Source organism: Methanolinea sp., from assembly GCA_030055515.1.
Classification (GTDB): domain Archaea; phylum Halobacteriota; class Methanomicrobia; order Methanomicrobiales; family Methanospirillaceae; genus Methanolinea_A.
Genome location: JASFYI010000001.1, coordinates 50,368 through 71,812, shown reverse-complemented (window position 1 = coordinate 71,812; position 21,445 = coordinate 50,368). Strand labels below are relative to the sequence as shown.

Below are 21,445 nucleotides of genomic sequence, written 5' to 3'. Positions count from 1 at the left end.
ACCCGTCCCCCGGTAGCTACCTGTGCGCGAAGTACGCGACTATCCCCTCTTTCCCCGCCGCGTCGACCCGCGCGAAGCAGACGCGCTCGAACTGGACGACCCTGCCCACTTCAGCCGAAACACGCCTCTCACACGCGCCTTCAACCGGTCCCTGCGGCGTGACCAGCGTGCAGTGGATCGCATCGGCAGGGGGGAGCCACTGGATGATCGGTGCCTTTTTCCTGCGGGCGTCGGCGAGGGAGTCCCCCGCGTAGGAGAACCGCGGTCCACCCGGCTCCCCGATCACCTCCACGTTGAAGAGGTCCTTCAACCTCACCATCCCGCCCCCCTCGGGAAGCTCGCGGCGCGGGACCAGCGCCGTTCCCTCGAAACGGAGTTCCCTTGACCCCCTCTCGGGGTGGGTGGGGTGGAGGAGGGCACGTGCAGTCTGGCGCGGTGCACCCTCTACCGTAACCTCGAGCGGGTCGGGGACGAAGAAGTACCGGTTCGCGACCGGGTCGACCACGTCCCTGTTGTGCGCGTACAGGTTCTCCCACGAGAACGAGATGTCCGTCTCGCCGATCCCTATCTCGATGATCGCCTGCCGCACCGCCTCGGGGGTGATTCCCCGCCGCGCGATCGCGCGGAGCGTCCCGAGCCGGATGTCGTCCCACCCGCTGTACGCACCGGCCGCGATCCCCTCCCTCATCTGCGACGTGGAGAGCACCACGCCCTCGATCCCCATCCTCCCGTAGTGGCGGTACACGGGTTGTTCCCACCCGAAGTACTCGAAGATGTACCTCTGCCTCCGCGTGTTCGCGATGTGGTCCTTGCCCCGGATCACGTGCGTGATCCCGAGGAGGTGATCGTCCACCGCCACGGAGAAGTTCATGAGGGGGTACACGAACGCGTCCTTCCGCGGGTGCGGCGGGCTCTTGAGTATCCTTATCGCCGGAAAATCCCTCATCGCGGGGTCCGGGTGGGCAAGATCGGTCTTCACCCTGACGGTCGCCTCGCCCTCCCCGAACTCGCCGGAGAGCATCATTTCGAATGCCTCGAGGTGCTCCTCGGGGGAGAGGTCCCTGCACGGGCACGGTCTTCCCGCCATCTTCAGCTCCTTGAACCGGGCCGGCTCGCAGGTGCAGACGTACGCCCCCCCTATTTCTATCAGTCTCCGGGCATGCGCATAGTAGATCTCGAGGCGGTCGCTCTGGTAGACGATGTCACTTATCGCGAGTCCGAGCCACTCGGCGTCCTCCCGTACCATCGCGTAGGCGGCGGGATCGATTCTCTTTGGGTCCGTGTCCTCTATCCGGAGGATGTACTTCCCGCCGTACTGGCGGACGTACGCGTCGTTGAGGATGGCCGCGCGCGCGTGGCCGAGGTGGAGGGGGCCGCTCGGGTTCGGGGCAAACCTCATCACGACACCTTTCTCCGCCCCCTCGAGCGGGGGGAGACCACGGGAGTGCTCCCGCGGGCGCGACAGCCCTTCCGCGAGATCGGGGGCGAGCTCCCGGAGGGTCTCCTCCCGCTGCGCGGGGGAAAGCGAGGATACCTCGGCGATGACCTCCTCCACGAGGGCCGAGGCATCCTTTGCCCTCCCGCGGAATTCCGGGTACTTCCCCATGACCATCCCGATGACTGCCCCCGGCCGCGGGAGACTCTTGTACCTGACCGCGTTCTGGAGGGCAAAGAGGAAGAGTGCCTCCCTCAAAGGGTCGCTTCCGCCTCGTCCTTCCATCCTCTCAGTGGCTCCGGCTGACGAAGTACTCGCCCAGCTGCACGAGGAGTTCCTTTTCCGGGCTCTCGGGGAGGACCGCGATCCTCCTGATGCCCGTCCGCACGAGGTCTTCGGCGGTCTTCCGGACTTCCGAGATCACGCCGAGTTCCTCCAGCCTCGCGACGAGTTCCCCGATCTCTCCCGGCGTAAGGGACCCGCGGTACTGCGAGAGGTCGAGGCCCTTCTCGCGTGCCTTGAGGGTGATGAGCGTCTTTTTCCCCTCCCTGATGTCCGAGCCCTGGTCCTTGCCGCTCACGCCCGGCGGGGCGAGGAGATCGATGAGGTCGTCCTGGATCTGGAATGCGACCCCAAGTCCCCTCCCGAAGTAGTAGAGGGCCTCGGTGTAGGCGGGGTTGCCCTGCGCGAGGATGCTCCCTATCCCCGCGGCAGCCGCGTAGAGTGCCCCCGTCTTCTTCTCGACCATCCTGAAGTAGTCGCCCTCGGTGACGTCGTCCCGCTTCTCGAAGGACATGTCCATGTGCTGCCCCTCGCATATCTCGACGCATGTACGGGCAAGGAGCGACGTCGCGCGGACCTTCGCGTTGTCGGGGACGTCCGCGAGGCAGATGAACTCGAACGCCGTCGCGAAGAGGACGTCCCCCGCGAGGATCGCGGTCGGCTCGTCCCACATCGTGTGGACGGTCGGGACTCCGCGCCGCTGCGTGTCGCCGTCCATGATGTCATCGTGGATGAGGGTGAAGCTGTGCGTGAGCTCGAGCGCGAGGGCCGCGGGCATCACGTCCGATGAGCTCCCCTTGTTGACGGCATCTGCCGCGAGGAGGAGGAGAGCAGGCCGCAGCCTCTTTCCCCCCGCGAGCAGCAGGTGCGCGCTCGCCCTCCCGAGCTCGTCGCACGGCGACCCGAAGTACCGGTTGATGAGCGCGTCCACCTGTTTTGCCGTCTGTTCCAGATACTCTTTTAATTCCATCTCCTCCTCCCTTTTTCCATTCCCTCTTGTTTCCTAGTTCAGTTTCACGCGCTGCCCGTTCGAGAGGATGTGCACGTCGTTGTGCAGGGTATACCCCAGCGACTCGGAAAACTCTGCGTACCCGGATGACATGCGGATGTTCCCGTGGGCAGGGATCACGTGCTGGGGGTTCAGCATGTGGATGAACTCGTAGTGGTCTTCCCTGTACGCGTGGCCGCTCACGTGGAGGTCGGGGAAGATGCGCGCCCCCGAGAGGGTGAGCCGCGCCTCCACCATGTACCTCTGGCCGATGTTCATCGGGTTTGGGATGACCTTCGCGCTGAATATGACCTTGTCACCCTTCTCGATCTTGTACGGGGTGTCCCCGAGGGCTATCCTCGTGAGGATCGATCCCGGCTCGCCCTGGTGCCCCGTGATGATCGGGAGGAACTTGTCCTTCCCCGCCTTCATCATCCGCCGGAGCGTCCTGTCGACCGTGCGCCTGTTCCCGAACATGCTCATCGTCTGGGGGAACGCGACGAGCTTCATCTGCTCGGCGGTCGACGCGTACTTCTCCATGGACCGCCCGAGCAGGACGGGTTTCCTCCCGATCTCGTGGGCGCACTCGGCGATCGTCTTGACCCTCGCGATGTGAGAGGAGAACGTCGAGACGATGATCGCCGACTTGTCGTCCTCGTAGCTCGTGATGGTGTCGCGCACGATGTCCCTCGCGATCCTCTCGCTCGGGGCCCTCCCCCTGTTGTCGATGTACGTGCACTCCACAATCAGCCCGAGGACCCCCTCTTTCCCGATCTGCCGGAGCCTCGCGAAGTCGGGGGGTTCTCCTATGACGGGGGTCCTGTCGAGCTTGTAGTCGCACGCGTAGACGATCGCCCCCTTCGGCGTGTGGAGGATCGCGGTCGCCGTGTCGATGATGCTGTGCTGCATCCGCACGAACTCGAGCGCGAGGTTCTGGGAGAGGGTGTACTTCTGGCCGGTCTTGAGGGCGAAGAGCTTGTTATTGACCCCGAACTTCTGCTCCCCCGCGATCTGCTGCCTCACGAGCTCGATGGTATAGGGCGTGCCGATGATGGGGGCGTTGTACCTGTGCGCGAGCTTCGGGATGGCGCCGATGTGGTCGAGGTGCCCGTGGGAACAGACAATTGCCTTGACGGTCCCGTCCACCGAGTTCATGAGGGTATCGTCGGGGATGGCACCCATCTGGATGAGGTCGAGGGAGTGCATGTTCTCCACCTCGGCCTCCTCGTGGATCATCACCTGATCCAGCCGCAAACCCATGTCAAATATCACGATCTCCTTTCCGCAACGGACGGCGGTCATATTCCTCCCTACCTCGTCGTAGCCGCCGACCGCGATCACTTCGATATCCATTTCTCTATTCCTCCTTCCATCTGTCCAACCATCTCCCGGGTCAATCCCGTGATATACACCCGGGTCCGTCTCATCTCGCTCGTCCTCTGGGCCCCGCAGAGGAACATCGCTGTCCGCAGTTCCCTGTGGAGGCTCTCGATGCGGGAGAAGAGTGCCTCCTCGCTCTCCATGGCAGGGCGGAGCAGCGGGAGCGCGAGGCCGCAGAGGTCCGCGCCGAGGGCGAGGGCCTTTGCCATATCGAGCCCTGTCCTGATTCCTCCCGTCGCGATGACTGGGCTCCCGGTGCGCACCACCTCGATGAGGCTGACCGTCGTCGGGATTCCCCATTCCTGGAAGAGCGTGCCCAGGGCAGCAAGGCCCGATTCCCTATCGCCCCTTGACTTTCCTGCCCGGAGGGCCTCGATCGCTGCCCACGAGGTGCCCCCCCAGCCGCCTATGTCGATCGCGCTGACGCCCGCTCCCCAGCAGGCCCGGGCGGTCTCGGCAGATATACCGCTCCCCGTCTCCTTGACGATCACGGGGACGCGGCTCTCCCTGCAGAGGGTGGATAGCGCCTCGAGGCACCCCGTCGCATCGTGGTCGCCCTCCGGCTGGATCGCCTCCTGCAGGAAGTTGAGGTGGATCGCGATCGCGTCCGCGTCGATCATCTCTACTGCCCTCTCGGCCCACTCCGGGCCGTGTTCGCGGAGCTGTACTATCCCGAGGTTCGCCACTAGGAACGCCCCCGGCGCCTCGTCCCTCACGACCCTGAAACTCTCCTCGAGCGCGGGATCCTCGAGTGCCGCCCTCTGGGAGCCGACGCACATCCCGATGCCGAACTTCTCGGCTGCGCGGGCGAGCCTGACGTTCACCGCCGTCGTCTCGGGGTGACCGCCCGTCATCGCCGCGATGAAGAGGGGGGACGAGAATTTCCTCCCGAGGAACCGCGCGGAGAGGTCCACGCGCGAGAGGTCGCACTCGGGGAGGGCCGAGTGGACGAGCCTGACGTCGGAGAACCCCGGAAAACCCCTCTCGATATCCTCGTCGGCGCAGATGCGGAGGTGGTCGAGCTTCCTGCCCGACGTGAGGCGGATCTTATCCGTTCGCTTGTCCATCCGTCGTACTTCCCCTGATCCTCGTCCCCCCGTGGGGCCGGCCTTCCATGAAATCGCCGAGCCTCGAGACGTGGAATATCTCGGATCCTATCCCCTTTTCCGCGAGTGCGAGCATTTCCTTCAGCTTTCCCCTCATCCCGCCCGTCACGTCGGTGTGGAGCGACCCCCCGGCCGCGATTCCGGGGCTGTCTGACGGCCCGATCTCGGCGATGACGTTCCCGCTCGCATCGAGGACGCCGGGGACGTCGGTCGCAAGCCCGACGCGGGAGAACGGGATCTCCTCGGCGAGGACCCTCACGATCTGGTCCCCCGACACGATGGAGACTCCCGCCGCCTCGTCCACCACGACGTCGCCGTGCACCACCGGGACCACGCCCATCTCCATGAGGGCACGCACGGGCCGGACCTCGAGTGCCACGAGCCGGCCGTTCCGGGCGACGGCCGAGCCGAGGGGGTGGATGCCGACCGCATTGGTCCCCGCCTCGTTCAGTGCCCCGACGAGGATCGCGTTGAGGGCGCAGACCGCCCCGTGCGTCCGGGCGACGCCCTCGGCAACGTCGCGGCCCTTCTCCGGCTGGGCAAGGCCGTACCTGTGCGCCTCAGGGTGCCCAAACGACCCCGCGCCGTGCACGATGCAGATCCTCCGGCGCGTGTGCCTCGAGATCTCGCGGGCGATGCGCGCGATGCACTGCCTGTCCGCGACACCCTCCCTGTCCTTCTTCGTGAGGACGCTGCCTCCCAGCTTGAGGAGGACCCGATCAGGCATCCTTCTCCTTCCTCGCTCCTTCCGTGTCCAGGGTGGTCGCGAATGCCTTCGCGTCGCACGCCTCGATCGCACCGGCGATCCTGCTCTTGAGGTGCTTTGGGCAGACGGCGATCATGCACCCCCCGCCCCCCGCGCCCGTCAGCTTCGCGCCGTACGCGCCGGCAGCCCTCGCGGCGAGGATGAGCCTCGAGAGCGCGGGGTGGCCCGTCCCGAGTGCCTCGAGCAGGCCCTGGTTGATGTCCATCAGCCTGCCGAGCTCCTGCGTGTTCCCAAGGTTACGGATGGCGCACAGCGAGACCGCGCCTATCGCCTCGAGGACCGGGTCGCAGATGTCCGGGTGCTTCTTCTTGAATTCTGCGACCTTCTCGACCATCTTTGCCGTGCTGTGCGAGACGAGGGTGTTTCCCACGACGAGGGGGATCTGCTGGGGTGCGAGGCGCCGCCGCTGCGTCCCGATGACGAGGACGATGCCCCCGAATGTCGAGACGCTCGTGTCGGTCGGGCTCGCCCTCCCCTTCTGGACTTTCTTCTCTATCTGGTAGGCCATCTCCGCGATCTCTTCCATCGTGAGATTCTTCTTGAACTCGTCGTTGATTGCCGCGAGCGTGGCCACCGTGACCGCGGCCGACGACCCGAGGCCCGACGAGCTCGGGAGCTGGGAGTTCACGTACACGCTCCCCTTGACGCCCATCTCGTCGAAGCAGCTGTCGATGTAGGGTGACCGCGCGTGGTGGGCGGTCTTGCTCTTCCTGACCGTCACGAAGACCCGCGGGCGTATCGCCATCGCGACACCGGGTTTGCCGTAGACAACGGCGTGCTCACCGAAGAGGAAGACCTTGCCTGGCGCGCTCCAGGTTGCCACCCTACATCACCGCGATGGCCGCGTAACCCACCACTTCGGGGTCACCGGTCACATCACCGCTCGTCGCGTAGCGGAGCAGCCGCCCCTCCGTTGCACCAAGTTCCCTGCAGGCGAGGCACATGGCGGCTATCGGGCCATACCCGCAGGCGCTCACCCGCCTCTCCGCGAGCCTCCTGTAGAACTCCCCGACGTCGAGTCTGCGGAGTGGCTCGATGGCGTAGAGGTCGTTCTCCCTCGCGACGGGAGCAGGGACGTAGTGCGAGAAATCGCTCGAGGCGACTATCCGTATGTCGTCGCGGCCCGACCGCGCGATCGCGGACGCGATCCTCTCCCCGAGGTCTGCCGCGGCTTCCGGGCCCTGGTCACCCATCAGGACGGGGACGATCCTCGCACGGGGGAACCTGTACTTTATGAACGGTACCTGGACCTCGATGGAGTTCTCCTGGTACTGGTGCGAGACCTCGTCCACCTCTATCCCGAGGGCCGCGCCGAGCTTCTGGTCGTTGTCGACGATGCCGAGCGGCGTTTCCCACGGGAGGAGGGAGACGCACGTGCAGAAACCCCTGTGGCTCGGGCCTACCACGATGAAGGTCCCGGTGAACGAGGACGGTATCGCCCCGAACGCGACGGCGGATACCTCGCCGGAGTACGGGTACCCCGCGTGGGGCGAGACTATCCCCATCGCGTCGAGACCCAGATCCTTGTTCACGAAGAACTTCCCGAGGAGCTGCTCGAGGTGGGAGGGGTCCCTTGGGTAGAACATCCCCGCGACCCCGCACTTCCGGGTCTTCATAGGACCTGCCTCTCCTGCAATCCCGCGCGCGTCAGATCTCGGTCTCGAAGTCCTCGGGGGTGAGCGATGTCGCGATCCCCCTCAGCCGGAGCACTTCCCTCGTGAGGAGGTAGTAAACCATCGAGAGGGCCTTTCTCCCCTTGTTGTTCGTGGGGATGACGAGATCGACGAGGCTCGTCATGTTGTTGGTGTCGCAGAGGGCGACGACGGGGATCCCGCACTGGACGGCCTCCCTGACCGCCTGCGCATCCCCTATCGGGTCGGTGACGACGAGGACCTCGGGCTCCATGTAGCCCTCGAGGTTCTGGTTCGTGAGCATCCCCGGGATGAAACGGCCTGTCACCGCCATCCCGCCGATCGCCTCCGCGAACTTGCTCGCCGGGTACTGGCCGTACTGCCGGGACGTGACCACGAGGATACCCGCCGGGTCGTACTGGTTCAGGAATTTCGCCGCGATCTTTATCCGTTCGTCGGTCGCCCTGATGTCGAGGATGTACAATCCATCTCCCCTCACGCGGTAGATGAACCGCATCATGTCCTTGCTCTTCTGCTGGGTCCCGATGTGGATGCCCGCGGCGAGGTACTCCTCCACGGGCACGAGGGGTTCCTTCAGCTCGATTTCCATCTCTGTTTCTGGCATGCTCTCAGTTCCTTTCCCACTCCGTCTTTCGCTTCGCAGGTTCGCGCGGACGGAACACTGCACCGGCAGGCCGGTCCAGTATCGGTCGCAGGGAAAAACTGCGGATCTCCGACTTCATCTCTACTTCCTCTTCACCGTGATTGGGATGACATTGGCCTGGAATTCTTCGAGGGCTATCTCAAGGGGATCGATCTTGTCTGTCTTGATGAGCAGCGGTGCCCCCATGGATATCTGGAGTGCCCTCGCCCCGATGATCCTTGCCCTCTCATACCGAGTATAGGTTTCCTTCATATACCCTCGAGAACGCAATGCTGCGGAATGGATGGGGTCGCTGAGATTCGAACTCAGGTCACAGCGTCCCGAACGCCATAGGATGGTCCAGGCTACCCCACGACCCCTCACTGGTACGGATTTATATCATCGATTATCTCTTTGTGGGAGAGGAGCATCCTGCGGCAGCAGTACCTCTCCATCCCGAGGTCGTCGAGGATCCTCTTCGGATCCTCGCCGGCCTCCTTCCTGCGCTTGAACTCCTCGTACGCAGGGGAGATGACCTTCCCACACGTGAAACACCGCACGGGTATCATGCCGGTATGATCTCCCATTTAATTTCAGTAGCTCAACGATAAGACTTTTGGAACTTCTTCCTCGCACCCCTTCCGTGGGGCTTCTTCGGTTCCTTCTGCCGCGAGTCGTTCACGAGGAGTGCCCTGTCGTACGAGAGGAAGATGTCCTTCAACTTGGGATCGTTGTGCCACTTCAGGAGTCCCCTCGCGAGAGCCGTGCGGATGGCCTCGGCCTGGCCCATGATCCCGCCGCCCCTCACGTCGACCGTGACGTCCACCCCCTCGAGTGCCCCAGGCACGAGGAGGAGGGGTTCCATGATCTTCATCCGCGCCATCTCGTTCGGGTAGAGGTCGAGGGGGACGGAGTTGATCCGTATCCTCCCCTTCCCGGCCCTGATGGTCGCCCTCGCGATGGCCGTCTTCCTCTTCCCGCTGGTATTAATCACCTTTGCCACTCTCTCAGTCCTCCCTAGAACTTCGCACCGAGGAACCCGCTCACTGCACCCACGGTCACGTGCATCGGCGTGTTTAACCGGTCCATGTGGGCCTCCTCGATCGTCTCTGCCGGGGTCCCGGCGAGGTCCGGCGGCGTTCCCACGTAGACCATGACGCGCTTGAACGCCTCCTTCCCCGCGGCCCTCTTGTAGGGGAGCATCCCCCTTATCGTCCTCCGGACGATGTGGTCGGGCCGCCGCGGGAAGAACGGTCCCCCCTCGCGGGAGCCGCGGTTCCGCTTCCTGCTGTACATCGCAAAGACGCGCGCCTTGCTCCCCGAGATGACCACCTTCTCGGCGTTAATGATCGCGATGCTCTCGCCGTTGAGGGCTCTCTTCGCGACGATGCTCGCCATCCTCCCGAGGATGAGGCCTTCGCCGTTGATGACCGTCACCATCTCTCTCACCGAAGAATCCTGACCCGGCTGCCCTTCGGGTTGTCCCGCAGCAGGTCCTCGATTGTCATGCACTGGCCATTCGCTCCCCTGATCTTTTCCTCTGCCGACCGGGAGAAGTTCAGTGCCGCGACCTTCACCGACGTCTCGAGCACGCCGCTCCCGAGGACCTTGCCGGGGACGAGGATAATCTCGCCGTTCCCGGCGTAACGGTTGATCTTGCTCAGGTTGACCTCGGCGTAGTTGCGCGACGGCCCTTCAAGCCTGCTCGCGATGTCACGCCACAGGTTCACCTCGTTCTGGCGTGCTGCCTCCTTCAGGAGCGAAACGAGGTTCAGCAGGCGTGGATTCGTCTTCCTATTCGCTCTCCTCTTCATCTCCGGTCACTCCCGATAACTCGCTCACCTTTGCGCACAGCTCGTCCGACCTGTCCCTGAGGTACTCGAGGGCCCCCTTCACGATCTCGCGCACGGGCAGGGACCCGTCACCTTCCACGACGAATATGAACCGCGTCTCCTCGGACCTGACCTCTATCGCGGATTTCTCGCCTATCCCCGTGCTGATGCAGGCCTTCTCGCAGAGGCGGCAGAGGGAGCAGTCCTCGAGCCTGTTGTCGATCACCCTCACGCTGCCGTTCCTCACCTCGAGGATGGAGCGGGGACACTCGTCCACGCACCGGCCGCACCCGTCGCAGCGGTCGCTCACCGCGATGGATGGGTAGTTCTTGAAACCGCAGGCGGTCGTCGGTTGCCACTTCGCGTGCACGCGGCCGCGGTTGAGGACTGCACGTGCCTCGAGGACGACCTTCTGGTCTTTCCCGAGCTTCACGATGGGGATATTGTCGACCGCGGGGACCGCGCGGGGATCCTGGGGGATGAGGTCCCGGGAGTACACCATCGCGGGTCCCTCGATGGAGAGCGTGAACGAGACGCCGCACCTGTCACACCCGGCCCCGCCGCAGCTGCACTCGTCCTGGGGGACGTAACACCCCGGCTCTGTCCTGATGGGGATGAGGCCCAGCCTGTGGGCGAGGATCTCGTCATAGAGGGCGCTCGTGTTGTCGTAGATGCGGACGTCTTCTATCGCGAGCGTGGGGACCTCCCCGATCATCGCCCTGCGGAACGCGTTTGCGAATGCCTGGGTCGGGCCGCTCAGGCAGAACCTCGCCGTGGTGTCGTCCATGGACAGGATCTCGATCTGCATCAGACTCTCCTGCCCCTCCGCCCCCCCTTGGGCCTGATGGAGTCGTGGGGGATGGGAGTCACGTCCTCGATCCGCCCGATCTTCATCCCTGCCCGCGCGAGTGCCCTGATCGCCGCCTGGGCCCCCGGTCCCGGGCTCCGCTGTTTCCCCCGGCCGGGTGCCCTGACCTTCACGTGGACACCGACGATTCCCTTCTCCATCGCCGCCTGGGCGACGTTGGCTGCCATCTGCATGGCGGCGTACGGGGAGCTCTCGTTCCTGTCCTGCTTGACGACCATTCCACCGCTGCTCTTGCAGACCGTCTCTGCACCCGAGAGGTCCGTGATGGTGATGATGGTGTTGTTGAAGGACGCGAATATGTGGGCTATGCCCCATTTTTCCTTCTCTCCCGCCACGTCGTTCACCTCCCTGCGCGGGCAATCCGTGCCCTCTCCGCGTGGTCAGGGTTTGCGACCGGCGACCTCGCGTAGTACCCGATCTCGCTCTCTTCCGCCCTCGTCACGCGGTACCCCGGGATGCTCACGCGTTTCCCCGCGATGGCGATGTGCCCGTGGGTGATCATCTGCCGCGCCTGCTTGGGCGAGCGGGCGAGACCCTTGCGGTACACGAGGGTCTGGAGGCGCCTCTCAAGCTCGTTTTCCACCCGCAGGGAGAGGACGTCGTCTATCCCCGCGTCGGGGCCGAGCAACCCGAGGCGCTGCAGGTGGCCTATGAGCTCGTTCTTCTTCCTCTCGAAGAGGACCGGGTCCTTCCCGCTGGACATCAGCGCGAGGAGGTCACGTGCCGCCCTCCTGTATCGGCGCAGGTGGCTTGCGGCCTTCCACACCTCGCGCTTGTTCCGGAGGCCGTACTCGACCATGAGCCTCGTCTCCTCCTCGATCCGGGACTTCTCAAAGGGTCGCTTGGGCGTCTGGTACTGCTTGTGGTTCTTGCCTGGGTACCCCATTCACGTCATCCCCGCCTAGTCTTTCTTCCTCTTGACACCCACGGTCGCCCCCGTGCGGCCCGTGGACTTCGTCCTCTGGCCCCTCACCTTCTGGCCCATCTCGTGGCGGATACCCTTGTAGCACCGGATCTTCCGCATGAGGTTGATGTCCTCCTCGAGCGTGGTCACGACCTCCGTCCCGAAGAGGTGGCGCGGTTCACCCGTGTAGATGTCCTTTGGGCGGTTGACCATCCACGGAGGGACCCTCTGCTCGTAGGTCTCCACGACCTCCCTCACCCTCTCCACCTCCTCGTCCGAGAGCTTGCCCATGATCTCGCGGGGATCCACGCCCGCGAGCCGGGCGATCACGTGCGCGGTGTGCCGCCCCACGCCCTTGATTCCCGTGAGTGCCGTGGCGACCGGCTTCGTCCCGTCGAGATCCGTGTTGCTGATCCTGACGAAGTACTTTATCTCTCCTTCCTGGTCCATTCGATCCCTCTTTTCCGTGAGAATCCTGCAATATTCAGCGCTGAGGGAGGGATTTGAACCCTCGAGTCCCAAGGGGACACAGGTTTAGCAAACCTGCGCCATACCTGGCTTGGCTACCTCAACAGAGAATCTCGCATCCTACGGACACTCGCAGCACCGCGTGGTGCCACTCCATGAATTGCGCTTATAATTATCTCCGTGGGTTATAAAAATCCTTTCCCATCGGTCCCCCCGGTGCACCCTCTCGACTGCCATCCTGGCATCACTCGATGCCCTGGCGCAGGACCCTCTCCCTCACCGCGGGTGCGCGGGGAGGCCGGCAGACCCCCTCCCCCACGAGGGCAGACACGACGAGCGGGAGCGCGATCGTCGCGTCCACGTGGACCTGGACGTGTCGCGTCCTCGGCGACTCCTTCCCCCAGCTGATCGCCTCCTCGAAGGTGCACCCCGAGAGCCCGCCGAAGTGGGGCGAGTCCGTCGTGTACTGGATTGCGTAGTCGTGGCCGCCGAGGTCCTTTGCGTGGATGGACCCGATGACCTGCGTCTGCTGGATGAAGTTCTTGGGGACACCCCCTCCCACGTAGATCACCCCGGTCCTCTTCACCTCCTCGACGAGGGACGTGAGCTCGTCGGTGTCCGCGATCTGGTCGATATCCACGCGGACACCGCGCCGCCGGGCGATGAGGACCCCGATTCCGAGGGAGGAATCGCAGAACGCGGGGACGAACACTGGGATACCCTCCCGGACACAGGTCGAGAGGAACGACTCGCGGTCCGGGACAGCCCTCGCGAGCCACTCCCCGAACAACTCGAGGAACGCGCGGGATGACCCGTGGAACGGGGCAATCTTCTCTGCGAATCGCGCGATCCCCCTGTCTACCCACCGGAAGTCCTCCTCGTACGCGAACACGTCGTAGATGCGGTCGATCCCCTTCTCGTACAGCGCGGAATCGTTCACGTGGTGGTGCCCGATGTAATGGCAGACCCCGAGGTGTTCGCAGGCATCGTGGAAGATGTTCGCACCGGTCGAGACCACGACGTCGATGTAGTGCCTGCGTGCCAACTCGATGAGGACCTTCTGCATCCCCGCGGGGAGCATCGCGCCCGAGAGCCCGAGAAAGATCGTGCACTCGGGATCGGCAATCATCTCCTTCCATATCTGGACCGATTCGCCGAGCTTCCTCCCCTGGAAACCGCAGTGGGCCATCTGCCAAAGGAGTTCCGCGACGTCTTTCGTGGGCGCGACCGGCGAGGTCTTCCTCATCTCCTCCCTGCGGTCCCGTCCCGCGAACGGGCCGAAGATGTCGTCCCTCCCCCCGATTCTCCCGAAGATGTCACTGTTCCTGCCTGCCATTGCCCAATAGGTAGGCGAGCGGTCGTTAAGTAATGTGCGGCAAGGTCTTGCCCCCCCCGCGCGGCGTGCGCCGGGGGAAAAAAGGTGTTCTCCCCCTCCCCGCGCGGGGAGTCCGGAGGGGTCTCTCAGAGCGCCTTGACGAGGGATGACCGCGTGACCATCCCGATGACTTTCTCCCCGTCCACGACGGGGATACAACTGATTCCCTTCGAGAGCATGATGTCGACGGCCTCGTCGATCGACGCGGTCTTCGGGAGCGTGATGACCGGCGTCGACATGATGTCCTTGATGAGGAGGTTGCGGATGCGGTGGTCCTGGTACCGGTCCTCCACGATCTCGCGGAACTTCCGCATTGCGACCGCGACATCCGTCTCCGTCACGATCCCCACGACGCGGCCGTTCTCTGTCACGACGCACCTGTGGAGGCCCTCGTCGATCATCCTCCTGCGCCAGTGGACGACCCTCTCGTCCACGTCGATCGTGCACGCGGGCTCAAGGACGTCCTCGAGCTTCCCCTGCGGGCGCACGACGCGCAGGACGTCGCCGGCCGTGACCTGCCCGACGAGCCTGTGCTCCTCGTCGTATACCACGACGAGCTTGTACGTCTGGAGGAGGGGGATGACGACGTCGAGGTCCTGGTCCGGGTACACCGTCGTGAAGTCCTCCTCGACGGTGCTCGCCACGTGGATCGAGGTCGGCGAGATGGACGAGTTCCGCTTCGTCCCGAGTTTCTCGGCGACCTTCTGGCGCGAGACAGTCCCGACGACCGAGTCGTGGTTCAGGACGATGAGGGGATCGACGCCCTCGTCGAGCATCTTGTCGAGGGCCTCCGTGATGGGCGCGGACTTCGCGATCGTCACGGGTTTGGACATGATGTCCTTTACCAGTATCTCTTCAGTCATTTTGCCACTTCCCGTATGATGTCGTCTCTCTTCAATATACCCCTGATCTCGTTGCCGTCGACGACAACGAGGCTGTTGACGCGGTGCGACTGCATCGTCTCTATCGCGTCGGTCAGGAGGGCGTCGCCCGTGATCGTGATGACCGGCCGCGACATGAGGTCCTCGGCGACCGCGGCCGCCTCCACGACGTACCGGAACTGCTTCCTCCCCGCGGACTCGCCCCGCCGGAGCATGACCACGTCCTTGACCGGGATCTCCCTCTTCTCATCCTCGTAGAGGTAGAACGCGAGGTTGCTCTCGGTGATGATGCCGGCCAGCGTGCCGTCGTTGTTCACGACGATCACCTTGTCGTTCCTCTCCCTCATGAGGTCGATCACGTGGTCGAGCGAGTGGTAGCGGCTCACCGTGATCGCGTCCTCCATCACGTCCTCGACGCGCAGCGAGAGATTCTTCGCCGTCTCGGACTTGAGAATGTCGGACTTGGTCACGATGCCGACGAGCGCGCCCCCGTCCATGACGGGAAGACCGCTGATATCGTGCGCGATCATCATGCCCGCCGCGTCTCTCGTCGGCGTGTCGGGCGATATCGTGAGGGGGTTCCTCGTCATGAGGATGCTCACGGGGATGTGGTCGATGGGGCGCCTCCTCCATATCGGTTCGCTCTGCCGCAGGCGGTACCCGATGTCCTTCTTCGTCAGGATCCCCTCGAGCTTCCCGGCCTCGAGGACCGGCAGGCGGGATATCCTGTGCTTGAGCATGATCTTCCGGGCATGGGCAACGTTCTCGCCGGGGGCGACGATGTAGACTGGCGAACTCATGATGTCCTTGGCCTGCACGCCGCATCACGCTCCTGAGAGTGCCTTCACGAGGTCATACTCTGTCACGAGGCCGATGAGCCGGGCATCCTCGATGACCGGCAGGGCGCCGACACCCCGCCGCACCATCTCGGCGGCGGCCTCGTTTGCGCTCTTGTCCGGGGATATGGTGTAGAGGTTCCCCGAGACGAGCGTCCTCACGGGCAGCGACATCACCTCGGTGATGTCCCCGCTCTCTATCCTGTCAAAGACCTTCCGGCTCCCGATGTACCTCATGATGTCGGTCGCGGTGACAATCCCGAACAGGACGTCGTCGGAGACGACCGGCAGCCTGCGGAACTTGTACCGGACCATCTCGCGGGTGACCTGCCCGATGGGGCTGTCCGGCTCGGTCACGCGCAGGTTCGTGCTCATGATGTCCTCCACCCTCGCGGCGACCTTCTCGTTCGCGAGCACGGTCATGACATCCCTCTCCGTGACGATCCCCGCGAGCACGGACTCGTCCTCGACGATCGGGATCCCACCGGTCATCTTCTCCTTGATGATCGCGATGGCATCGGAGAGGGACGCGGTGTGCGGGAGCGTGGTCACGTTCGTCGTCATGATGGTGCGGATACTCTCGTTGACCGCCGCGATCAGGTTGCCCCTGTGCTTGACCTGGACGAGGTTGAACTTGCTCCCGCCGCCGAGGAAATCGATGATGTCGCCGGAGGTCACGATCCCCCGGAGCTTCTTTGAGCCCGCGTCCACGACCGGGAGCCTGCGGAATCCGCACTCCGTCATCGTGCTGACCGCCCCGATGATGGTCGTCGTCTGGGGGACGGAGACCACGTCCCTCGTCGCGATTGCCATGATCTCCCCCTGCTGTTCCGCGATCCGTGACTTGAACTCGATCGGGCCCCTGTCGAGTTTCCCGGGCATCTTCAGGAGTTTGTCCCCCTGCTTGTAGGATCTTTCGCCGTGGTGTGTCATTCCCTCTAAACCCCTTCTCACTCTTCCGTTCCCCAAAAACCGGGTATCCTTCACCCTTCCCGCGGGACGGCTTTCAGGACATCGTGCCTGTCGAGGATCCCGACGAGGCACTCGCCGTCGAGGACCGGGAGGCGGCTCACGTCGTGCTTGACGAGGAGGCCCGCGGCGTACTGCAGGTCATCGTCGGGCGCGACCGTAATCACGGGCGTCTTCATCACGCTCTCGACCTTGGTCTTTGCCGAACCCTCGCGCGAGGGACGCCACCTGCCGTCGCGGAGGAGGTCGCTGCGGGAGATTATCCCCACGAGGCGCTTGCGCTTCATGACGGGGATCGCGGAGTACCCGCTCTCAACGATGAGGTTGTATATCCTCGTGACCGTGTCCTCGGTCTCGCAGGTGACCACATCCCCCGTCATGAAATCCTTCACCTTCCCGGCGAGCGGGTGGCGCGACGTGATGACGGGGAATATATCGGAGAGGAGCACGCCCCCGAGCACCTTCCCCTGCTCGTCGACGATCGGGACGCTGTCCGTCCCGTTCGCCCTGATGCGCCCGACCAGCCTCTCAACAGGGTCGTCCGGAAGGGCAGGGCTCACCTCCCTCACGAAACCCTCCACCGTCACGTCCGACCTCGTGGCAGGCACCCGGAGGACGGCAGTGATGTCCACGTACCCGAGGAGCCGGCCCTTCTCGTCGTGGACGTACGCTTCCCTGATGAAGTTATCCCGCAATACGGACCGGACCCTCGTCACCTTCTCGTCGGAAGGGAAGTGGGGTACTTCCACCATGAAATCGCGGGCCCTCTTCATTGTAACAGTTCCTCCTCACGGCACGTGGGGCACAGGAGGTTATTGTCGATCTTCCGGAGGTCGTCTGACATCTGGCCGCACCTGCTGCACAGCCCCACTTCCACCTCTTCAAGACGGTTGATCTCCACGAGGTCTGCCATCAACTCGTTGATCTCCGTCGATACCGTGAGAATGTCGCGAACTGTGACGATCCCGATGACCCTGTTCTCATCGTCAACAACAGGGAGACGACGTACCCGGTGCTTGATCATCATGTGTGCCGCGTCCCCGACGGACTTGTCTTCGTTGATGGTGATGAGGGGCGTGCTCATGACGTCGCGGGCGAGGACCGATCCGGGCTTGAGGTCCTTGGCCACGACCTTGCAGTTGATGTCCTCCTCGGTGACGATGCCGACCGGGAGGTTGTCAGGGCCAAGGACGATGCAGCTGCCCACTTCGTCCCGGCACATGAGCATTGCCGCACGGGCAACCGTCCCCTCGTAGCCGATAGTCGTCGGGTTTCGTCGCATGACCTCGCGTATCGGCACCCGGGTGTTGAAGTGGATGTTGCCGGATGTTCTGTTCACTACGTCACCTCCATGGTGTTGACTCCCGTAGGGCAAGTTGCAGTTACCATTACGGCAAGTGAAATCTATATACCTTTCTCCCTTCCCCGGAAAAAAACGATAATAAACCTAATAACCACGGTCCCCAATAGTATCAGGTAAGCAGGCACGCGGCGATTGCGACCGGCCAATTCCGTATGCCCACCCCGAGGTGATGCATGAGTATCCTGATACAGGCGAGGAAGCGAATATCCAAATTTCTCTCGGCTTTTTTCAGGAAGAAAAAGGCAAGGATAGGAATCTACGGCCCGCCGAACGCGGGCAAGACGACGCTTGCAAACCGGATCGCGAAGGACTGGACGGGCGAAGACGTGGGGCTCGTGAGCGAGATCCCGCACGAGACGAGGCGGGCCGTCCGGAAGGCAGACATCAGCATCACGGGGTCGAACGGGAGCGTGATCACGATCGACATCGTGGACACGCCGGGCGTCACCACGAAGATCGATTACCGGGACTTCCTCGAGTACGGCATGGACAAGGAGACGGCCATCGCGAGGGCGAGGGAGGCGACCGAGGGCGTCGCAGAGGCCATGCACTGGCTCCGCGAGGACATCGACGGGGTCATCTACATGCTGGACTCGACCGAGGACCCGTTCATGCAGGTGAACATCATGATGATAGGGATCATCGAGAGCAGGAAGCTCCCCGTCATCATCGTCGCGAACAAGATCGACCTCCCGGACGCGATGCCACAGCGGATCAGGAGTGCATTTCCCCAGCACCCCGTCGTGCCGGTCTCCTGCACAGAGGGGAGGAACATCGAGGATCTCTATGAGAAGATGGTCCAGTACTTCGGGTAGGAGGGGGGCATGACGCAGGGTGTCCGGATAGACCTGATATCGTCCGAGAAACTGGAGAAGCTCACCTCCATGGAGAAGGTCCACCTCATCCTCGACCACGTCCGGCAGGGGACGATCATCATCCTCGAGAAGGGGCTCTCCCCGGAGGAGCAGAGCACGCTGATCGAGATGACGATGCGGGAGATCTTCCCCGACGGTTTCAACGGGATCGAGATAGAGACGTACCCCTCGCGGGAGGAGAGCCCCGGCTTCCTCAAGAGAATCCTCGGGATGACACCCCACGAATCGCGGCTGACCGTCATAGGGCCGGCAAACCAGCTCCGCCTGATACGCAAGGAGAAGGACGTGCTCTCCGCGTGGGTCTCCACGAGGTGAACGGGATGCCACACAAGTGCGCCCGGTGCGGGAGAGAGTACAGGACGAACGAGTGCGAGATCCTGAGGGGGTGCAGGGAGTGCGGGGGGAAGAAGTTCGTCTTCATCCCCCGCGTCGAGAGGACGGCGGAGGAGGGAGAAGGGGGTGCAGCCCCGGTCCCGGCTCCCGTGAACGCCGCGCCCGTGGCAGCCGCCGCGGGGGAGGAGGAGGGGGAACCACAGCCCGAGGCCCCGCTCCTCGGCGCCGACAGGCTGGAGAGCATCCGCATCGTGGCCCCGGGGACCTACGAGCTGAACATCGAGAAGCTCGCGATGACGGACGAGCGCGTCGTGGGGATCGGGCGGGGGGAGGGGAGCTACCTCGTCGACCTCCTCTCCATGGTGCGCTCCCGGAAGAAAAAACCGAAAAAATAGTCTGTATCCCTTTCAGCTGATATTTTCCACGCTGTATCCCTTGCTGATGAGGAGTTCCTTCACTCTTTCCTTGTGGTTCCCCTGCAGCTCGATGCACGTCCCCTTGACGGTCCCGCCACAGGCGAGCCTCCCCTTCATGTACTTCGAGAGGTCTTCAAGGTCGATATCCGTCGGATTGAGTCCCTCGATGATGGTGACTTCCTTCCCGTAGCGTCTCCTGTCGACCTTCACGCTGATTCTTTGCTGTTCTTTTGCGACTTCCTCACAGATGCAGAGTTCTTTAGGCAGTCCGCACGTCGGACATATCCCACCATTCATTACAAATACGTATCAGTTCTCTTAATATATTTGTTGGCATGGGGAAAAGCCTCCCCGGACCGTGCAATGCACCGATCGGGGGAGGCGTGGCAGTTCCCGCGGGGGGTTCACGGGACGAGGGTATCCACCCTGCACGAGTCGCACCCGCGGGAGAGTACCTGGTCTTTCCGGCTCCGGTACCTATACACGGTGATTCCCTTGCACCCGAGTTCCCGCGCGTAGAGGAAGATCCCGGCGATGTCGCCCGGGGTTGCGTCCGCGGGGAGGTTCACCGTCTTGGAGACGGCATTATCGACGTGCCTCTGGAAGGCTGCCTGCATCTCCACGTGGAACCGCGGTTCGATCTCGCACGCGTCCCTGAACAGCTCCTTTAAGTCGCGGGGGACGGGCAGGTCCTGTATCGACCCCTTCTTCTCCGCTTCCTTCAGGAGGTCTTTTCCGTCCGGCAGCCCGAGGAAATGCCGCCTGAGCTCGGGGTGGACGATCGCAAACCTCTTCCCGTCTATCACGCGCTCGCTCGCGCAGGCAAAGAGGGGTTCGATCCCGCTGCTCGTGCACGCGATGATGTGGAGGGATCCCGTCGGCGCGATGGTGGTCACCGTGGCATTCCGCATGGGCCCGGAGTAGGTGCTCTTGTCGATCGCCGGGAACGAACCCTTCTCCTCGCCGAGGCTGCGGGATGCCGCGTGCGATTCCTCCTCTATGAATGCCATCAGTCTCTCCGCGAGCGAGAGCGCCTCCCGCGACTGGTACGGGATCCCGAGCCGGATGAGCATGTCTGCAAATCCCATGACGCCGAGCCCGATCTTCCGGGTCCGCAGGGTGCACTCGCGGATCGCGGGGAGGGGGAACCGGTTCACGTCGATGACCGCGTCGAGGAACTCGACTGCGATCCATACGGTCTCCCGGAGGGAATCCCAGTCGATATCCCCCTTCCGAACGAAGCGCGAGAGGTTGATGCTCCCGAGGTTGCAGCTCTCCCACGGGAGGAGGGGTTGCTCCCCGCACGGGTTCGTGGCCTCGATCTCCCCGAGGCCCGGGACCGGGTTCTTCTCGTTGATGGTGTCGAGGAAGAGGACGCCGGGGTCCCCGCACCTCCACGCGGCTGTCGAGAGGGCAGAAAGGAGGTCGCCGGGGTCTATCCCGTCCCACACCTCCCCGGTCCGCGGGTTGACGAGGGGGTAGGTGCGCTTCTGCCCGAGGCACTCGAAGAACGCCGCGTCGAACCCGACGGAGAGGTTGAAATTCTGCAGGCCCCCCTCCTCCTTCGCGTGGATGAACTCGAGGATGTCGGGGTGGTGGCTCGAGAGGACGCCCATGTTTGCTCCCCTCCTCTTGCCCCCCTGCCGGAGGGCGTTCGTCGCCTCGTCAAAAACCCTGATGAAGGAGAGGGGTCCGCTCGCGACGCCCGCGCTCCCCGCGACGACGTCCCCCCTCGGGCGCACGCGCGAGAACGAGAATCCCGTCCCGCCCCCGCTCTTGTGGATGAGGGCCATGTACCTGAGCACCGAGAATATCTGGTCGATCGAGTCCTCGATGGGCAGAACGAAGCACGCGGAGAGCTGGCCGCAGGGTGTCCCCGCGTTCATGAGCGTCGGCGAGTTCGGGAGGAACCGGAGCTCGGCCATCGTGCGCGCGAAGAGATCGGCCTTCCCTGTCCCGACTGCCCTCGCGACCCGCCAGAACATCCCTTCCGGCGTTTCCCCGGGCAGCAGGTACCTGCTCGCGAGGAGGACCTCGGCGGGCCTGCACAGCTCCATCTGGACAGCTCTCAGGACTGCCCTTTATTTAAATCCA

28 protein-coding genes and 2 tRNA genes are annotated in these 21,445 nt (G+C 63.8%); 3 read left to right on the top strand and 27 right to left on the bottom strand.

What is annotated here, in order from left to right; all coding sequences use genetic code 11:
* Positions 1–16: 16 nt before the first annotated feature.
* The 25 genes from QFX32_00400 to QFX32_00280 form a co-directional block, all read right to left on the bottom strand.
* The gene (locus QFX32_00400) at positions 17–1,720 is read right to left on the bottom strand and encodes a glutamate--tRNA ligase (GenBank protein MDI9632504.1); all 1,704 of its coding nucleotides are present in this window, start codon (positions 1,718–1,720) and stop codon (positions 17–19) included.
* A gap of 4 nt (positions 1,721–1,724) precedes the next feature.
* The gene (locus tag QFX32_00395) at positions 1,725–2,687 is read right to left on the bottom strand and encodes a polyprenyl synthetase family protein (GenBank protein MDI9632503.1); all 963 of its coding nucleotides are present in this window, start codon (positions 2,685–2,687) and stop codon (positions 1,725–1,727) included.
* A 33-nt stretch (positions 2,688–2,720) separates the two neighbouring features.
* On the bottom strand, positions 2,721–4,058 hold the full coding sequence (locus QFX32_00390; GenBank protein MDI9632502.1) for an RNase J family beta-CASP ribonuclease: 1,338 nt from the start codon (positions 4,056–4,058) through the stop codon (positions 2,721–2,723).
* Positions 4,043–5,152, bottom strand: coding sequence for a type 2 isopentenyl-diphosphate Delta-isomerase (gene fni / locus QFX32_00385; protein ID MDI9632501.1), 1,110 nt, complete (start codon positions 5,150–5,152; stop codon positions 4,043–4,045). Before fni ends, QFX32_00390 begins: the two co-directional genes overlap by 16 nt.
* A complete protein-coding gene (locus QFX32_00380; protein MDI9632500.1) occupies positions 5,133–5,918 on the bottom strand; it encodes an isopentenyl phosphate kinase in 786 nt (261 codons plus the stop codon). Before QFX32_00380 ends, fni begins: the two co-directional genes overlap by 20 nt.
* Positions 5,911–6,780, bottom strand: a complete 870-nt coding sequence (mvk, locus tag QFX32_00375; GenBank protein ID MDI9632499.1) for a mevalonate kinase — start codon at positions 6,778–6,780, stop codon at positions 5,911–5,913. Before mvk ends, QFX32_00380 begins: the two co-directional genes overlap by 8 nt.
* 1 nt (position 6,781) lies before the next feature.
* Positions 6,782–7,573, bottom strand: a complete 792-nt coding sequence (gene amrB, locus QFX32_00370; GenBank protein ID MDI9632498.1) for an AmmeMemoRadiSam system protein B — start codon at positions 7,571–7,573, stop codon at positions 6,782–6,784.
* A 31-nt stretch (positions 7,574–7,604) separates the two neighbouring features.
* Positions 7,605–8,213, bottom strand: coding sequence for a 30S ribosomal protein S2 (rpsB, locus tag QFX32_00365; GenBank protein ID MDI9632497.1), 609 nt, complete (start codon positions 8,211–8,213; stop codon positions 7,605–7,607).
* Between the two features lie 120 nt (positions 8,214–8,333).
* Positions 8,334–8,504 carry a DNA-directed RNA polymerase subunit K gene (locus tag QFX32_00360; protein MDI9632496.1) on the bottom strand — a complete coding sequence of 57 codons (171 nt, stop codon included), beginning with the start codon at positions 8,502–8,504 and terminating at the stop codon, positions 8,334–8,336.
* 32 nt (positions 8,505–8,536) lie between these two features.
* Positions 8,537–8,611: transfer RNA gene (locus tag QFX32_00355), tRNA-Pro, on the bottom strand.
* A complete protein-coding gene (locus QFX32_00350; GenBank protein ID MDI9632495.1) occupies positions 8,612–8,800 on the bottom strand; it encodes a DNA-directed RNA polymerase subunit N in 189 nt (62 codons plus the stop codon).
* A gap of 32 nt (positions 8,801–8,832) precedes the next feature.
* A complete protein-coding gene (locus QFX32_00345) occupies positions 8,833–9,234 on the bottom strand; it encodes a 30S ribosomal protein S9 (protein MDI9632494.1) in 402 nt (133 codons plus the stop codon).
* Positions 9,235–9,248: 14 nt separating this feature from the next.
* Positions 9,249–9,671, bottom strand: a complete 423-nt coding sequence (locus QFX32_00340; GenBank protein MDI9632493.1) for a 50S ribosomal protein L13 — start codon at positions 9,669–9,671, stop codon at positions 9,249–9,251.
* Between the two features lie 5 nt (positions 9,672–9,676).
* Complete coding sequence (locus QFX32_00335) at positions 9,677–10,045, bottom strand: 50S ribosomal protein L18e (protein MDI9632492.1); 369 nt, start codon at positions 10,043–10,045, stop codon at positions 9,677–9,679.
* Complete coding sequence (locus QFX32_00330) at positions 10,026–10,871, bottom strand: DNA-directed RNA polymerase subunit D (protein MDI9632491.1); 846 nt, start codon at positions 10,869–10,871, stop codon at positions 10,026–10,028. Before QFX32_00330 ends, QFX32_00335 begins: the two co-directional genes overlap by 20 nt.
* Positions 10,871–11,266: a 30S ribosomal protein S11 gene (locus QFX32_00325; protein ID MDI9632490.1), complete on the bottom strand. Its 396-nt coding sequence runs from the start codon at positions 11,264–11,266 to the stop codon at positions 10,871–10,873. Before QFX32_00325 ends, QFX32_00330 begins: the two co-directional genes overlap by 1 nt.
* A 5-nt stretch (positions 11,267–11,271) precedes the next feature.
* On the bottom strand, positions 11,272–11,817 hold the full coding sequence (locus QFX32_00320) for a 30S ribosomal protein S4 (protein ID MDI9632489.1): 546 nt from the start codon (positions 11,815–11,817) through the stop codon (positions 11,272–11,274).
* 15 nt (positions 11,818–11,832) lie between these two features.
* Entirely contained in the window at positions 11,833–12,285 is a 453-nt protein-coding gene (locus tag QFX32_00315) for a 30S ribosomal protein S13 (GenBank protein ID MDI9632488.1), read from the bottom strand.
* 38 nt (positions 12,286–12,323) lie between these two features.
* Positions 12,324–12,408: transfer RNA gene (locus QFX32_00310), tRNA-Ser, on the bottom strand.
* Between the two features lie 139 nt (positions 12,409–12,547).
* Positions 12,548–13,549, bottom strand: a complete 1,002-nt coding sequence (locus tag QFX32_00305; GenBank protein ID MDI9632487.1) for a deoxyhypusine synthase — start codon at positions 13,547–13,549, stop codon at positions 12,548–12,550.
* A gap of 215 nt (positions 13,550–13,764) precedes the next feature.
* Complete coding sequence (locus QFX32_00300) at positions 13,765–14,541, bottom strand: CBS domain-containing protein (protein ID MDI9632486.1); 777 nt, start codon at positions 14,539–14,541, stop codon at positions 13,765–13,767.
* The gene (locus QFX32_00295; protein ID MDI9632485.1) at positions 14,538–15,377 is read right to left on the bottom strand and encodes a CBS domain-containing protein; all 840 of its coding nucleotides are present in this window, start codon (positions 15,375–15,377) and stop codon (positions 14,538–14,540) included. The genes QFX32_00300 and QFX32_00295 overlap by 4 nt, the downstream gene beginning before the upstream one ends.
* 6 nt (positions 15,378–15,383) lie before the next feature.
* Complete coding sequence (locus QFX32_00290; GenBank protein ID MDI9632484.1) at positions 15,384–16,328, bottom strand: CBS domain-containing protein; 945 nt, start codon at positions 16,326–16,328, stop codon at positions 15,384–15,386.
* Positions 16,329–16,378: 50 nt separating this feature from the next.
* The gene (locus QFX32_00285) at positions 16,379–17,137 is read right to left on the bottom strand and encodes a CBS domain-containing protein (protein ID MDI9632483.1); all 759 of its coding nucleotides are present in this window, start codon (positions 17,135–17,137) and stop codon (positions 16,379–16,381) included.
* Complete coding sequence (locus QFX32_00280) at positions 17,134–17,703, bottom strand: CBS domain-containing protein (GenBank protein MDI9632482.1); 570 nt, start codon at positions 17,701–17,703, stop codon at positions 17,134–17,136. The genes QFX32_00285 and QFX32_00280 overlap by 4 nt, the downstream gene beginning before the upstream one ends.
* A gap of 197 nt (positions 17,704–17,900) precedes the next feature.
* Here QFX32_00280 and QFX32_00275 point away from each other — a divergent pair, with 197 nt between their 5' ends.
* From QFX32_00275 to QFX32_00265, 3 genes are read left to right on the top strand one after another with little or no spacing between them, the layout of a single operon-like run.
* A complete protein-coding gene (locus QFX32_00275; GenBank protein MDI9632481.1) occupies positions 17,901–18,542 on the top strand; it encodes an Era-like GTP-binding protein in 642 nt (213 codons plus the stop codon).
* A gap of 9 nt (positions 18,543–18,551) precedes the next feature.
* Positions 18,552–18,917, top strand: a complete 366-nt coding sequence (locus QFX32_00270; GenBank protein ID MDI9632480.1) for a DUF2073 domain-containing protein — start codon at positions 18,552–18,554, stop codon at positions 18,915–18,917.
* 5 nt (positions 18,918–18,922) lie between these two features.
* Complete coding sequence (locus tag QFX32_00265) at positions 18,923–19,330, top strand: Zn-ribbon containing protein (GenBank protein MDI9632479.1); 408 nt, start codon at positions 18,923–18,925, stop codon at positions 19,328–19,330.
* 12 nt (positions 19,331–19,342) lie between these two features.
* Here the strand turns inward: QFX32_00265 and yciH are convergent, their stop codons facing one another.
* A complete protein-coding gene (gene yciH, locus QFX32_00260; protein ID MDI9632478.1) occupies positions 19,343–19,648 on the bottom strand; it encodes a stress response translation initiation inhibitor YciH in 306 nt (101 codons plus the stop codon).
* A gap of 107 nt (positions 19,649–19,755) precedes the next feature.
* Positions 19,756–21,408, bottom strand: a complete 1,653-nt coding sequence (locus tag QFX32_00255; GenBank protein MDI9632477.1) for an adenosylcobalamin-dependent ribonucleoside-diphosphate reductase — start codon at positions 21,406–21,408, stop codon at positions 19,756–19,758.
* Positions 21,409–21,445 lie beyond the last annotated feature (37 nt).